This window comes from Oceanobacillus jordanicus (assembly GCF_022095695.1).
Taxonomy (GTDB): Bacteria; Bacillota; Bacilli; order Bacillales; family Amphibacillaceae; genus Oceanobacillus_B; species Oceanobacillus_B jordanicus.
Map to the genome: position 1 here is coordinate 54,941 of NZ_JAIFZM010000003.1, position 13,939 is coordinate 68,879.

Annotated in this window: 16 protein-coding genes, 1 tRNA gene and 1 pseudogene; 8 read left to right on the plus strand and 10 right to left on the minus strand. The window is 36.9% G+C overall.

What is annotated here, in order from left to right:
- Window positions 1–78: 78 nt before the first annotated feature.
- The 3 genes from K3T81_RS04265 to K3T81_RS04275 all read right to left on the minus strand — a co-directional run bounded on the left by K3T81_RS04265 (window position 79) and on the right by K3T81_RS04275 (window position 2,289).
- Window positions 79–930 carry an LCP family glycopolymer transferase gene (locus K3T81_RS04265; protein WP_238018493.1) on the minus strand — a complete coding sequence of 284 codons (852 nt, stop codon included), beginning with the start codon at window positions 928–930 and terminating at the stop codon, window positions 79–81.
- Window positions 920–1,444 (minus strand): sigma-70 family RNA polymerase sigma factor, encoded by a 525-nt coding sequence (locus K3T81_RS04270; protein WP_238018494.1) that lies wholly within the window; start codon window positions 1,442–1,444, stop codon window positions 920–922. The genes K3T81_RS04265 and K3T81_RS04270 overlap by 11 nt, the downstream gene beginning before the upstream one ends.
- A 239-nt stretch (window positions 1,445–1,683) precedes the next feature.
- A complete protein-coding gene (locus K3T81_RS04275; RefSeq protein WP_238018495.1) occupies window positions 1,684–2,289 on the minus strand; it encodes a TetR/AcrR family transcriptional regulator in 606 nt (201 codons plus the stop codon).
- Window positions 2,290–2,450: 161 nt separating this feature from the next.
- Here K3T81_RS04275 and K3T81_RS04280 point away from each other — a divergent pair, with 161 nt between their 5' ends.
- The 3 genes from K3T81_RS04280 (at window position 2,451) to K3T81_RS04290 (ending at window position 5,040) form a co-directional block, all read left to right on the plus strand.
- The gene (locus K3T81_RS04280; protein WP_238018496.1) at window positions 2,451–3,188 is read left to right on the plus strand and encodes an SDR family NAD(P)-dependent oxidoreductase; all 738 of its coding nucleotides are present in this window, start codon (window positions 2,451–2,453) and stop codon (window positions 3,186–3,188) included.
- Between the two features lie 415 nt (window positions 3,189–3,603).
- A complete protein-coding gene (locus tag K3T81_RS04285; protein ID WP_238018497.1) occupies window positions 3,604–4,119 on the plus strand; it encodes a hypothetical protein in 516 nt (171 codons plus the stop codon).
- A gap of 105 nt (window positions 4,120–4,224) precedes the next feature.
- Complete coding sequence (locus K3T81_RS04290; RefSeq protein WP_238018498.1) at window positions 4,225–5,040, plus strand: TraX family protein; 816 nt, start codon at window positions 4,225–4,227, stop codon at window positions 5,038–5,040.
- A 78-nt stretch (window positions 5,041–5,118) separates the two neighbouring features.
- Here K3T81_RS04290 and K3T81_RS04295 read toward each other — a convergent pair whose 3' ends face one another.
- The 3 genes from K3T81_RS04295 to K3T81_RS04305 are packed head-to-tail and all read right to left on the minus strand — an operon-like array spanning window position 5,119 to window position 7,221.
- Window positions 5,119–5,601, minus strand: a complete 483-nt coding sequence (locus tag K3T81_RS04295) for a GNAT family N-acetyltransferase (protein WP_238018499.1) — start codon at window positions 5,599–5,601, stop codon at window positions 5,119–5,121.
- A gap of 7 nt (window positions 5,602–5,608) precedes the next feature.
- Window positions 5,609–6,871 carry an NAD(P)-binding domain-containing protein gene (locus K3T81_RS04300; protein ID WP_238018501.1) on the minus strand — a complete coding sequence of 421 codons (1,263 nt, stop codon included), beginning with the start codon at window positions 6,869–6,871 and terminating at the stop codon, window positions 5,609–5,611.
- A gap of 17 nt (window positions 6,872–6,888) precedes the next feature.
- The gene (locus K3T81_RS04305) at window positions 6,889–7,221 is read right to left on the minus strand and encodes an ArsR/SmtB family transcription factor (RefSeq protein WP_238018503.1); all 333 of its coding nucleotides are present in this window, start codon (window positions 7,219–7,221) and stop codon (window positions 6,889–6,891) included.
- A 541-nt stretch (window positions 7,222–7,762) separates the two neighbouring features.
- Here K3T81_RS04305 and K3T81_RS04310 point away from each other — a divergent pair.
- Together K3T81_RS04310 and K3T81_RS04315 are read left to right on the plus strand one after the other, a co-directional pair.
- Window positions 7,763–7,912: a hypothetical protein gene (locus tag K3T81_RS04310; RefSeq protein WP_238018505.1), complete on the plus strand. Its 150-nt coding sequence runs from the start codon at window positions 7,763–7,765 to the stop codon at window positions 7,910–7,912.
- Window positions 7,913–7,974: 62 nt separating this feature from the next.
- Window positions 7,975–8,202: pseudogene (locus K3T81_RS04315) on the plus strand (GNAT family N-acetyltransferase); the annotation flags it as partial.
- A gap of 13 nt (window positions 8,203–8,215) precedes the next feature.
- Here the strand turns inward: K3T81_RS04315 and K3T81_RS19575 are convergent.
- Both K3T81_RS19575 and K3T81_RS04325 read right to left on the minus strand, forming a co-directional pair.
- Complete coding sequence (locus tag K3T81_RS19575; RefSeq protein ID WP_238018507.1) at window positions 8,216–8,686, minus strand: DnaA N-terminal domain-containing protein; 471 nt, start codon at window positions 8,684–8,686, stop codon at window positions 8,216–8,218.
- 86 nt (window positions 8,687–8,772) lie between these two features.
- Window positions 8,773–8,845 (minus strand) — tRNA-Val (locus K3T81_RS04325).
- A 204-nt stretch (window positions 8,846–9,049) separates the two neighbouring features.
- Here K3T81_RS04325 and K3T81_RS04330 point away from each other — a divergent pair.
- Window positions 9,050–9,688, plus strand: a complete 639-nt coding sequence (locus K3T81_RS04330) for a hypothetical protein (protein WP_238018509.1) — start codon at window positions 9,050–9,052, stop codon at window positions 9,686–9,688.
- 44 nt (window positions 9,689–9,732) lie between these two features.
- On the opposite strand, the gene K3T81_RS04335 is transcribed toward K3T81_RS04330, so the two are convergent.
- Entirely contained in the window at window positions 9,733–9,984 is a 252-nt protein-coding gene (locus tag K3T81_RS04335) for a spore coat protein (protein ID WP_036573835.1), read from the minus strand.
- 13 nt (window positions 9,985–9,997) lie between these two features.
- Window positions 9,998–10,186 (minus strand): hypothetical protein, encoded by a 189-nt coding sequence (locus tag K3T81_RS04340; protein WP_036573837.1) that lies wholly within the window; start codon window positions 10,184–10,186, stop codon window positions 9,998–10,000.
- A gap of 188 nt (window positions 10,187–10,374) precedes the next feature.
- Between K3T81_RS04340 and K3T81_RS04345 the strand changes: the two genes are divergently transcribed.
- Window positions 10,375–12,105, plus strand: coding sequence for an ABC transporter ATP-binding protein (locus K3T81_RS04345; RefSeq protein WP_238018511.1), 1,731 nt, complete (start codon window positions 10,375–10,377; stop codon window positions 12,103–12,105).
- Complete coding sequence (locus K3T81_RS04350; RefSeq protein ID WP_238018513.1) at window positions 12,095–13,915, plus strand: ABC transporter ATP-binding protein; 1,821 nt, start codon at window positions 12,095–12,097, stop codon at window positions 13,913–13,915. The genes K3T81_RS04345 and K3T81_RS04350 overlap by 11 nt, the downstream gene beginning before the upstream one ends.
- Window positions 13,916–13,939 lie beyond the last annotated feature (24 nt).

Consider the following 13,939-nt stretch of genomic DNA (forward strand, 5'->3'; position numbering starts at 1 on the left):
TTTATGGTATAGTTTAACACAAAAAATAAACTGTGTAGGAAGAGTTTTCCACCCTTCCTAACACAGTCTATATCTTCCCTATTCACCCAAATGCTGCTTTAACTTTTGAGAAGTTTCCTCAAGGACACTGTTATTTATCTTTTTGTAGTATATTCCGTTAATTATCTTCTCCTCTATCCCCTCTTCCATATCAATCACTTGAATGGATTCCAAATTATTATCAAATTGATTAAATATTTCAGTTGGGAAATTGGATTGACTTCCGTTAATTAGGTCTTTAAATTGTGAGATTGATAACTGTTCTTTAATTAGTTTTCCAACACGTTCCTCTTTCACAACTTCTTCTCTTTCCACACCCTCCCTAATCCCTAAAGTTTTCTTAATTTCTTCTGTTTGGATAACCGAATAATAATCAATAGTAAAATCGAATAGGTGCGATACAGTTGCCAAGACTGTTTCAGGTGATCGACTAAAAGCATAGGCATGCGTTAACTTATCTTTCTCTAGGCTATCTCCTTCTGCGTTAAGAATTTCAACATATGCATCACGAGGTATTGGAACTAGATTCACACTCTTGTCGCTATTGTTGTACGTCATTAAAATGTTAAATTCACTTCTATGACTTGCTGGATTCTCCCCAATTAGTAAAGCAGAAAATGACAAGTCATTTTGTTGGGATGCTTGTTGTTGATCTGCTCTTTCTTGACTATAGAGAGTTGGTATAAGTAAACCAATTGCTAAAATTATTACCACTACACTCCCCAATATAGGACCTATACGGTTTATTCTCCTAGATTGGCTGGTGTTATTTTGTTTTTCACGCTCTTTTTTATGAATTTTGTTTAACGTTTTGACCCGGTCTTCTTTAGTAAAGGTAAGATCTTCATCATCCAAATAGGAAAATAGCTGCTTTTTATCTTTATCCTTCATAGATAGTTGCCTCCTCCATTAAGTTTTTTAATTTTTGTCTCCCTCTACTGAGCCTCGTTTTAATAGTATTGATTTTAAGGTCCGTTATTTTTGATATTTCACCAAGTGAAAAAGACTTATAATAAAATAGAAAGATAACTTCCCGATATTTAGGTGGCAAAGAAAAAATTAATTTCTTCATTTCTTCTTGCTCTGACTCTTTGATTACTTCATCTTCTGTGGAAGGTAACAAGGAGGTAAAAGCACTTCCCACAAGACTTCTTGCATGTACCTTTCTATAATGCCAGCTTCTTAAATAGTCTTTGCACTGGTTAATCGTAATTCTATACAGCCACGTTTTCATTGCAGAATCTGAACGAAAATTATCTAGGTTTTCATAACACTTGATAAAGGTATTTTGCACCATGTCTTTGGCAGTTTCGTTCTCTTTCACATAGTTAAATGCCAATCGTACCAATTCACCCCCATGTTCTCTCATCACTTCTTCTAAAATCTCCTCTTTTGAACTTTCCATAGCTGCCCTCTTTTCCAACCTCTTTCTATAATTTGGCCTTTAGACGAGAACCATTGAGCAATGGTTTCATATTTTGTATATAGATTTGATTTTTTTAGTTATACAAAAAACTCCTTTCCACTGTAATTACTTGGAAAGGAATTTTAGTTCACCACATAAGTAAGTTTATTAATTAAAGATGCGTCATGGGTGTTAGGAATATAACAAGAACTCTTATTACTAATTTATTGCTTTTTAATTTAGTCATTTCCTACGTACTTAATGGTTTCCATATGTGTTCTTGCTAAGTTAATTACTTCATATATAAATTCTTCTTTTGTCTCTTGGAACCCTTGTTGGATCCAATTAATTAGAAGTCCATAAAAACCATAGGCTGTATAGCGTGTGAAATAATCCATGTTTACAGGAATATGATTGACTGTCTCAAAGGTGAATTTTTCCTGATAAATTTTTAAAATGGTCTGTGGGAATCTGGTATGTAATCCTGGTATCGTATCGTCAAATTTAATTAACTCAAAAAAATCCCTGTTTTCGTATATATAAGAAACAATGCTAAAAGACTCGGTATCAAGTTTCTTTGTCGATACCGTGCGACCCGTCACAAAAGGTTTGCCCACTGATTCTTCTAGCCCATCAAGCATGGTATCCATTAAGTCAGCTGTTAGCTCAAACTTATCTTGATAATGGACATAAAAAGTACTTCGGTTATAAGATGCATGATCCACGATGTCTTTTACGGACACTGCATGAAATCCTTTTTCTTTAATCAGTTCAATAAGGGACTGCTTAAGATGTTCCTTTGTTCGATTTTTCCGCTGAGATTTTATTTCAAGTTTTTCATCCATTTAAAAACCTCCAAAACAAAGACACTTTTATAAAAAATGTCTATTAATTCAACACTTATCAAAAAAATAATGATTGGTTAAGGAATAATAAGAGACTAGAATTAATTTGTAAACAATAAATTAATACGTTCTATAATTCTATTATACTGGAGGAATCTGTTATGGGTAAACTACAAGATAGAGTAGCAATAATTACTGGGGGTGCATCCGGGATAGGTGCATCAACAGCAAAATTATTTGTTTCAGAAGGTGCAAAGGTTGTACTTGTGGATTTAAATGAAGAAAAAGGAAAAGCATTCCAGGAAGAATTACAAGCGCAGGGTTCAGAAGCTCTTTTTGTGAAAGCTAATATTACAAGTGAGGAAGAAGTAGCAAACGTTTTTAAAGAAACTACTAACAAGTTCGGTAAAGTAGACATCGTATTCAACAATGCGGGAATTGATCGTGTACACTCGTCTCATGATTTAGATTACAGTGAATGGAGAAATACAGTAAACGTTGACTTGGACGGTGTATTTTTAGTAGCGCGTGAAGCAATCCGCGAAATGCTTGAAAGTGGTGGCGGTACCATTGTAAATACTGCTTCTATGTATGGCTGGGTCGGTTCACCAGGAAGTGCAGCATACAACGCTGCAAAAGCTGGGGTTATTAATCTAACACGCTCTCTAGCTCTTGAGTATGCAGAGAAGAATATTCGTATTAATGCCTTGTGCCCAGGCTTTATTGACACACCTATCATTCCAGAAGAAAGCAAAAAAGAACTGTCTGCGATCACACCGATGAAACGACTTGGAAAAGCAGAAGAAATGGCTAAAGCTGTGTTATTCTTGGCAAGTGATGATTCATCATATATGACAGGTAACAGCCTTACTGTTGATGGTGGGTATACAGCACAATAAGTAGGTCCTTATCCTAATAAATTGAAGTTGATAATCAGTGGGGCTCTCTCCGCTGATTTTTTTGTACCAATTAGGCGCATATTTACCCAGTATTTAATAAATAGAACACAAGCTAATAATACAAAAGGTAGTCAGGTTGCGTTTATTGGTAGTCTTGCTCTTGAGGATAACAATCGAAACCCTATTGATATCTCGGACGATAATCTTCTATTTTGACCAGCGACTATAGTAAACTAACTCTGCTCAGCAAAAGAGTGGAGTTTTTAATTAATAGAAATGGTTGACCATGTATGCATGGTTTTAAAACATAACACTTTTACGAAATCTTCACTCCAAATTTACAATAATTTAAAACTACAGAAAAATTTACATGATAAGATTAAGATTATACTGAACTTATTAGGGAGGAAGAAAAATGAAAAAATTATCAGCAGTATTTATAGCAGTATTTATGGTTCTTACTTCATTTAGTACAGTTTCAGCAGATACTAGCTATGAAGTAAAACATGGGGAGAATGAACAAAAATCAACAACCGAGAATATCGGAGTTTCAACCGAAGAACCAGTAAGTGAAGATCCCGAAGCCGGCGGTTTTTCGACATTTGGACTATATGAACCTGGTTCTTCTCACAATGTAGTGAGAAGCGGTAGAATGACTTTTGCTGGTAAGGCAGATGTTTCATATTTATATACCAATAAAAATTTTACTGGATCTAGTTCTTATAAGTTACAGATTAAAAACTTTCATGGTTCCAACCAATTGAAAGTTGACCTTTATAAAAAAGGAACTTTATGGAGTAGTAAAGTAATAACGTATTATGTTAATGCAGGATCAACGAGATACGCTTATCCTAGTGGCTTAGATCATGAAGAAGACTACTTTTTAAGATTCGATTCCCCTAGTAATTTTGAAGGTTATGTGCAAAGATAATAAACCACCCTTTATCTCTGAACAAGGTTAATAATATGATAAAAAAACGCCATCTTATATTGGCGTTTTATTTTATCATTCTATAAGGTATAAAGGAGACTTATAATGACCAATACCAAACTAAAAATTGTTGCACTTATTGCGATGCTTATCGACCATATCGGTTATTTTATCCCGGACACACCTGAATGGTTCCGATGGATAGGAAGAATTGCTGCTCCTGTTTTCATTTACTGTATAGTAATTGGTTACAAAAATACATCGAATAGGAAAAAATATTTTCTTCGATTATATGTTTTTACTGTTGGCATGGCTTTCCTCAACCTGGCAATAAATCAAAAATTATACTCCCTTTTTAAACTAGGTTCTATTCCAAACCATGATTATTACATTATGAATAATTTCTTTGCTCCATTATTTTTCATCGTATTTCTTATTTTTTTAATAGAAAATAGAAGGATAGGGTCTATCTTTTTACTATTTTTGTGGCAATTCTTTTCTACTTTTGCATTTTATTTTATTGTTGAAGAATACAAACTGTTCGTTCCAGCGGACGTAAATCCAACTTATCAATTTCTGGGTTCATTATTTGGAAATGTTTTGTTTATGGAAGGAAGTATACTCTTTATTATATTAGGAGTAATTTTTTACTTATCAGACGGTGATAGAGTAAAGAGTGCAGTTGGTTACACTATGTTCTGTCTAATTATTCTTATTGTTATCCAAAAAGTAAAAGTTGTAAGGATAACAATTCTTTCTGTATTAATCCCATTTGGGGATTACCAATGGATGATGATTTTTGCATTACCACTACTATTACTATATAACGGTAAAAAGGGCATGGGCCTAAAATACTTTTTTTATATTTTCTACCCCGTACATATTATTATACTTTACTTTATTGGACTATGGTTGAGGTAGAAAAAGGCAGGGTAAGTTATGGAAGATTCTTTAATTCTCTTCCATAACTTACTTCCATTAATCCAAGCCTAAAATAATTCATAATTTCTTTTCAAGCAATAGTACATCTTTCCATTCCCCATGTAACTGTGCAATTTCCTCTCTCCTGCCAACTACACGAAAACCAAACTTTTGATGCAGAGCCAAGCTTGCAATGTTTTCAGGGAAAATCCCTGCTTGCATTGTCCATACTCCCTCTTTTTGACAAATTTTTAGTAGAGATTCAATTAATGCAGAACCAATTCCTCTTCCTTGAAAGTCAGGATCTACGTATATACCTAATTCAACCACACCCTTATATACTTGACGTGAAGAGTAAGGGGTTAGTGCTACCCATCCTGCCACATTAGCCTCTATTTCAGCAACTAGCCTACCGTACGTTAATTTACTCTTGTTCCATTCTTCCCAGTTAGGAACCTTGGTTTCAAAGGTGGCTATTCCACCTTCAATCCCCATTTTGTAAATGTCCCTTACACGTCCCCAATCGCTTCTATGCATCTCGCGCACTTGAATGGATGACATAGCCTTATCACCCACAGCAATTTTGCTGCTTGTTAGGAATACTATTCGTCTTACAAACGCCTGTTTCCGGTAATTTTAATCTCACCTGTTTTGCTGCTTGAACATCTCCAGCAATGGAAGCGACGATGGATCTAACCTGTTCGTATCCTGTTGTCATTAAGAATGTTGGTGCCCTACCATAGGATTTTACGCCCGCTATATAGAAATTAGCTTCTGGGTGTCTTAACTGTTCTTCCCCATGAGGACGTACTGTTCCACAACTATGCAGGTTTGGATCAATTAAAGGTGCTAATGCCGGAGTACTTTCAACTACCGAATCAACCGCATATCTTATTTCACGAAGAAAACTAAAATCAGGTCGTGCACCTGAATTAACGATGAGTTCATCAACGGAGACCTCTTCTCCTTCTCTACTGGTAATTGTATAGCGAGAGCCACTATGATTAATTTCCTCTACATGAAAGGGAGCTAATACTTCCACAATTCCTTGTTGTACAAGCTTGCGTACGCTTGTCCCTAAAGCGCCGCGTGCTTCAAGCTTATCTTGAGTCTCTCCTCCAAATGCAGATATAGGAGATTCTCTTCTTAAAATCCAAGATATTTTTGTAGATGAATAAGTTTCTTTCAACTCCGCGAGATTCATTAGGGAGTTTAAAGCGGAATGGCCAGCACCGATTACGACCGTATGCTTATTTTTAAAAATTTCTGGTTCTTGCTGTACTGCTGGAATATTTGTATGGACTAATTCTCTTAGAGCAGAATCAAGCCATAGTCCATCAGCATATGGTGGATTAGGATTCTGCCAAGACCCACTAGCATCTATAATGGCTGATGCTTTTATTTTGTTTAAAGAAGCTCCATTTTTAAAATGAACGACAAAGGGCCTATCGTTTCGTCCATCAGATTTTAATTTATCAGCACCATCTTTTGTAATAGAAATAACTTCTGCATTGTATTGCGTATTATCTTTTATCACTTGTAATTCCGATAATGGTTGAAGATATTCCTCTACTAACTCTTTACCCGTTGGCAACTTATCTTTATTCGGATGTTGCCAGCCAGCTTTTTGCAATAACTGTATTGCTGCTTGATTCGTATTGTACTCCCAAGGAGAAAATAGTTTAACATATCCCCATTCTAGGATGTTACTGCCAACGGTTTCACCTTTTTCCAAAATCTTAAAAGGTATATTATATTCAACTAAGTGGGCAGCGGCTGCTAAACCGACAGGACCGGCACCAATAATTACTACTGGTAATTGTTTACTCATAATACGCACCCCTTTTTTTAATTTGAACAGCTATTTTCACTATTTTTTGCTGGCCCTCTGAATAAGCAACAAAGCTCCTCTGATAGTATATGGTTCAACATTGACGGGTTCAGCCCATAATAATTCCATGTCCCCTTCTTCTCTCTCGTGATCAACTCAGCATCTAGAAGAATTTTCAAATGGTAGGAAAGCTTCGACTGTGCCATATCGAAAGCATCGGTTAAGTCGCAAACACAACTGGATTCATCTGGTGATTCAGCCAGCAATTGAAGCAATTCTAACCGCTTCGTATCAGCTAAAGCTTTAAAGATCGCTTGATAATCCCTTAGCTTAAGATCTTTCGTTTCCATGTTCTCAACTCCTTACATCAAATTATTTTGATTTATATTCATATCATATATCAAAATAATTTGATTTAAAAGTGATATGCTTCCCTTTATAAAGATCGAAAAATGGCAAAAAAAGAAGCCTCCTTTAAGAGGCCAAGAAATTAATATTTTAGTAGTGTCTATTACAAAAACTATGATACTTTTTCTTTTGGCAAGAACAAATAGCTGTGCTGTGAAACCATGGATGATCATAATAACTATTTCTTAGAAAGTTGTCATCATTATTTCCTTGCTTTTTGTGACACCCACATTCATGACTCTGATGCTTTTGACAGGAACTGCAACTACTCATAATAAATCACCCTCCCTTCTTTCTAACACTATATGAAAATAGATAGAAAAAGATTGGACAGGTCTCATAGTTAATAATACATTTTGACACCTACTAAACCATTATTAATTGAAGCTTTAAAAACAAACTATTGTTTCACGGCAACAGCCATTCCAGACATATAAACTTCGAATACAATACCTTATAAATAGTAAGGGAGAGAAATTTATTATGTGGAGAAAAGTAGACAAACGAAGACTTATAAATCAGGATAAGCATGCTTCAAAAGCTAACAGGAATATTGATTCCGAAATTGAAAACTATGTAGAGAATGAAAATGACAACAAGTCAAAAGACAAAAAAGAAAATGATAAAAAATAGAACCCTCGTTAACAAACTTTAAGCCCACACATTCTCGAGTGAGGGCTTTTTATTTTTAATAAGCTATTATTGCACTGATAAACTATTTATTTGAAACTGTAAAAGTTCACCGTATTCAAGCGAGTCTAGATGCACGGAATATAGCCTCAGAAAAATTATGTAAAAGGGTGGGAATGAGAAAAGAAGCTCACTTTATAAAAGACTTTTGGAATAAAGATGAGTGGACCGATAGTATTGTATTTGGAGTGCTAAAATCTGACTATGTAAAACTCAATTCGAGTTATACATAGAGAGTGAGATAATTTATAAATCCTCACTCTCTGTTGTAACAATTATCTCTAAATCTTGCCCTATCACCTCAATCAACGTTGTAGCGATAAGGTTTAGATATTGACTCTTTATCCAATCCCGCTGAAATATATTTACACAGTAAATGGTGAGTGTTTTTTCTGAAAAGCTCGCTTTGGTGTGGGCAAACCAAACCTCAAAGGAATCAGAGGAGATATTACTAGATATCAATTCTAATATTTTTCCCCATCTATGAGCATCTTCCATTTTATTTTCTTCAGTATTGTCAGATGTAGGAGAAACTAAGATGGTAAGGCCTGCTTCACCATAATCCCACATTTTCACCCATGGATACGTCCCTTCAGGTAAAATAAAGGTTCTTTCTTCTAATGGATTTATTGGTTTATTATCAGCAGTAGTATGAGAAAAGGTAGTAGCATGTATTTTTACTAATCTATTCGTATCGTTAAAATACTTAAACTTCACTATCTATCTCCTCCTACTTCATTTGTTTAATATGTATTTTTATATAGAAAAAACGTTAATCTTGGATTAACGTTTTTTTCAAGTAGTGATTCCGATTGGGCTCGAACCAACGACCTCTACCCTGTCAAGGTAGCGCTCTCCCAGCTGAGCTACGGAATCGTGTATTTGCAGTAAATCTACTATATAAAATATCTTTCTATCTGTCAATACTAAGCATAGCGCAGCATGATAGTTTTCGTGCAACCCAATCTAGCCCAATATTTTATGCTTTTTCTAAATAAGAGTTCTGATACATAGAGGACTTCCCTGCCTTCACCCAGAATGGTAATAATATGCCAATTATAAAATGAAGGAGTACTATATATGTCAAATAACAAGAAAGAATCTTTTAAAGAAATAAATGTCGAACGATTAAATATTGTAGATCCTGCTGGCAAGGTCAAAATGTCGCTTTTCAACCAAGATAACATTCCACCAGTTCTTATGGATGGAGAAGATATTCTCCCCGGGCACAGACAAAAAGATCCTATCTCAGGCATAATGTTTTATAATCAAAATGAAGATGAGTGTGGTGGACTTATCTATGGAAATGGTAAGGATGAGAATGATAATGAAACGGTTTCTGCCTCTCTAACCTTTGATCAATTTAAACAAGATCAGGTAGTACAAATGAGGTATGTCGAAGAGAATGAAGAACGACATTATGGTTTTTCTATTTTTGACCGCTCTTCTACTCCACTCCCTGAACTAATTAAGGAATATGAAAATATTCAAACGGGGGATAACAATACAGATGATCAGCAAGAAAAGTTGGCGGAATTATTTAAGGGTAATGCTGAGCGGGCTTTTATGGGAAAAAATAAAAATGGAGATGTTACCGTACATTTAAATGACAAAAGTGGAAAGCAACGTATTCGTATGGTGATTGATGAACATGATGTGCCAAAGTTAGAATTCTTGGATGCACAAGGAGAGGTGACTTACAAACTCCCGCCTGAATAATGAAAAACAGGACAGCATCCCCTGCTGTCCCGCTCCCTTCCCTACTATTGTTGGGTGAGTTGGCTTTTGATTTGCTGTACGACTTGAGGATTTGCTGGTGCTGCTGGTTGGTAGTACCCTTTTTGACTTGCGTAATTATATAGATTGCGTTGGCGCTGCTCGTCCTGATTACGTAATTGAATTAGTGTTTGGCGCAATTGTTCATTGTCTGATTCACTAATATACCCTGCATAGCCTGTAAGACTAGCATTTAATCCTGCCAAATAATCATTTACGATATCTTTTTCTGAAAGCATGTAAAATTCCTCCCTATCCTAAAAATGTCATTAGCTTTTGCTGTGCTGCTTTTGCATCCTGTGCATCTTGTTGCAAGATGGAAACTAGCTGTGGGTCCGTACAATTTTGTGCATAAGCTTCAAGCTTATTTGCGATCATGCCATGCCCACCGATTATGTGACGCAGATTTTCCAATTCGAGTTCTGTTAATTGGTTATTCATTGTGATTGCCCCTTTCTTGGAAATACACATCTATCTTTCCCAGCGTTGAAAAGCCTATGCATAAAAAGTCCCTCTCTTGAGTTGTTCATTTTTATTTCGAAACACGAATTAAATGAGTGGATAAAAACATACTTTCCTATTATAATAGGAAGAATATTGGATTATTTAATGACAGGTGGAGAGTCAACATGAGAACAGTCTTTTCTTTTATTAAACCGTATAAGCTGGCAGCCGTTGCAGCGTTATTGCTAATGCTTATAGAATTGGCTGCTGAATTGCTGCTACCGCTATTTTTAGGAAAAATGATTAATGACGGGGTGGTTAACCAGGATATCGATAATATTGTGATGTGGGGCAGTATTATGATCGGTCTATCCTTAATCGGCTTTGTTAGCGGTATTATTAACTCCTTCTATTCCTCCCATGTCAGTTGGGGATTTGCCCATGACATAAGGGAAAGGTTATTTGCTAAAATACAGGAATTTTCTTTTGCTAATTTAAACAAGTACCCCACTTCTGGACTTGTCACCCGATTTACAAATGATGTGCGTCAGGTACAGAATACGGTGTTTATGATTTTACGCATTATTTCAAAAGCACCACTGATTGTCATTGGGGGTGTGACACTGGCATTTATCGTGGATGCCAAGTTATCCCTTGTTTTCCTTGTTACGGTTCCGCTACTAATTGGATTTATTTTATGGATACTGAAGATTGCGAGTGGTCTTTTCGATAAAGTACAGAAAAGCGTAGACAAAGTAAACCGGGTCATGCAAGAAAATTTAGCTGGCATGCGGTTAATCAAGGCATTTTTTCGGAGAAAACATGAAGAAGAACGTTTCACTACGGCAAACAAAGAACTTGCTGATCGTACTCGTTTTACTTTCCGATTTGTGGAGTCATCCATGCCGGTATTGTTATTTGTAATGAATTTAAGCCTCATATTCATTATTTGGTTTGGAAACGCTCAGGCCATTGCTGGAGATACTTCTGTCGGAAATGTCGTGGCAATTGTTAACTACGCACTCCGTGTTTCTATGGCCATTTCCATGTTTACCTTTATTATCATGGCATTTTCTAGGATGAAGGCATCTGCTGAACGTCTAAGTGAGGTATTAAATTTGGAAGTGGATTTAAAGGATTCCGATACGGTAAACCATGGTGTCCATGTAAGTAAAGGCTCTGTAGCATTTCAGGATGTCTCCTTTGCATACCCTGATACGGAAGAAACAGTTGTAAAACAAATGACATTTGAAGTTTCTGCAGGGGAGAAACTCGCTGTTATTGGTTCCACAGGATCAGGGAAAACCTCTTTATTCCAGCTCATCCCAAGGCTTTATGACCCAACAGGCGGGACCGTCCTTGTGGATGACAAGCAGCTTACCGATTATTCGCTTGATGAACTGCGCGGTAGCATTGGGTATGTGCCGCAAAGTCCACTTCTATTTACTGGTTCGGTGAAAGATAACATTGCTTGGGGAAAAGATCAGGCTACGACCGAAGAAATCGTGCAGGCAGCAAAGGATGCTCAAATTCATGACACTATCCTTGATCTGGATAATCAGTATGAGACCCGCGTTGGGCAAAAGGGTGTCAATCTTTCAGGTGGACAGAAGCAACGGATTTCCATTGCGCGTGCATTGATTCGCAAACCAAAAATTTTAATGCTTGATGACAGTACAAGTGCCCTAGATTTAGCAACAGAATCTCGTTTACTTGATGCAATCGATACGTACCAATGCACCATGCTAATCATTACCCAAAAGATTTCTACTGCTATGCGTGCTGATCGTATTTTGTTAATGGACGAAGGCAAGTTGCTTGCTACTGGAAAACATAAAGAACTGCTCGCAACCTCTGAACTATATCAAAAAATTGTGGAATCCCAGTTTGGAAAGGAGTACGCATATGCGAAATAATTCATTAAAGCAGCCTTTTCAATATGAAAAAATTCCTGTTGATACGATAAAGGAAGATAAAGCACGGAAAGCGAAGGATGCGCGCGGGACGCTTAAACGGATATGGTCTTACCTCGCCAGAGAAAAATTCAAGCTTTTCCTAGTGATATTAATGGTTGTGGCCAGTTCTGGCCTCAGCCTACTTGGCCCTTATATGATTGGAATGGCAGTTGACGACTTTATTGTCACAAAAGAAAGTGCAGGACTTGCCACTTTGCTAATCTGGCTCGTTGTTATATTCCTGTTCCACTCCTTATCCATTTTTCTACAAAACTTTTGGATGGTAGATATCGCACAGAACACCGTTTATTCGTTGCGTTCCGATTTATTTTATCAATTTCATCGCCTGCCAATTTCGTATTTTGATAAAAGGCAGCATGGCGAATTAATGAGTCGTGTTACCAATGATATTGATAATGTGAACAATACCCTGAACCAGTCGGTCATCCAGATTTTTTCCAGTGTATTGACCCTATTTGGAACCGTTGGCGTAATGCTTTATTTAAGCCCATTATTAACGTTCGTGACCATGTCGATTATCCCTGCCATGTTTTTCAGCATTCGCTGGATTACAAGAAGAACAGGGCCGCTCTATAAATTACAACAAAAAAATCTAGGTGAAGTGAATGGCTATGTGGAGGAAATCGTTTCGGGTCAGCATATTGTAAAAAGCTTCTCTCAAGAAGAACGCGTCATCAGAGAATTTGAAGAGCGCAATCAGAAACTAAATCATTCTGGATTTTGGGCATTAACCATTGCCGGCTTTATTCCAAAGGTAATGAATTCACTTAATGCCTTGAGCATGGCTCTTATTGCCCTTGTTGGAGGAATACTTGCAATCAATGGGCTTATAACCGTTGGGATCATCGTTATTTTCACAGAATATGCAAGGCAGTTTACCCGGCCTTTAAATGAACTATCCAATCAGTTTAATATTCTGCTATCCGCCATCGCTGGAGCAGAACGAGTATTTCAAGTTATAGACGAAAAACAAGAGGAAAGTGATGAAAAAAGTGCAATAAAGCTATCAGAGACGGAAGGAAAAATTGTGTTTGATCATGTTTCTTTCGGTTACGAAGACAGTAAAATTCTAAACGATATTAGCTTTGAAGCTGCACCTGGTGAAACAGTTGCCCTCGTTGGGCATACCGGCGCTGGTAAGACGACTATCGTCAATTTAATTTCCCGCTTCTATAATTATGATGAAGGTGAAATTCGGCTTGACGGAAATGCATTAAAAGATATTCAGCGCTCTAGTCTACGCCAGCATATGGGCTTTGTCTTACAAGATTCCTTCCTCTTCCATGCTACCATTAGGGAAAACATCCGCTATGGTCGCCTTGAAGCAACGGATGAGGAAGTAGTGCAAGCCGCAAAAGATGCGAATGCACATGAGTTCATTGAGAAATTGCCTGATGGCTATGATACGATGCTCGACCAGGTGGGTAGTGGAATTAGCCAAGGACAAAAACAATTACTCACCATCGCCCGAGCATTGCTGGCAGAACCATCCATTCTGATATTGGATGAAGCGACAAGTAATATCGACACCATTACAGAATTAAAGATACAAGAGGCCCTTAAACGATTGATGGAAGGCAGAACGAGCTTTGTTATTGCCCACCGCTTGAATACTATTCAGGAAGCAGATAAGATCATAATGCTGGAACACGGGGAAATTCTCGAACAAGGCAGCCATGAATCTTTACTTGAACTTGAAGGAAGTTATTACAATCTTTATAAAGGCCAGTTACTCGAGAAGGCAAACTGAACCTTTTATAATACGAACCCATTG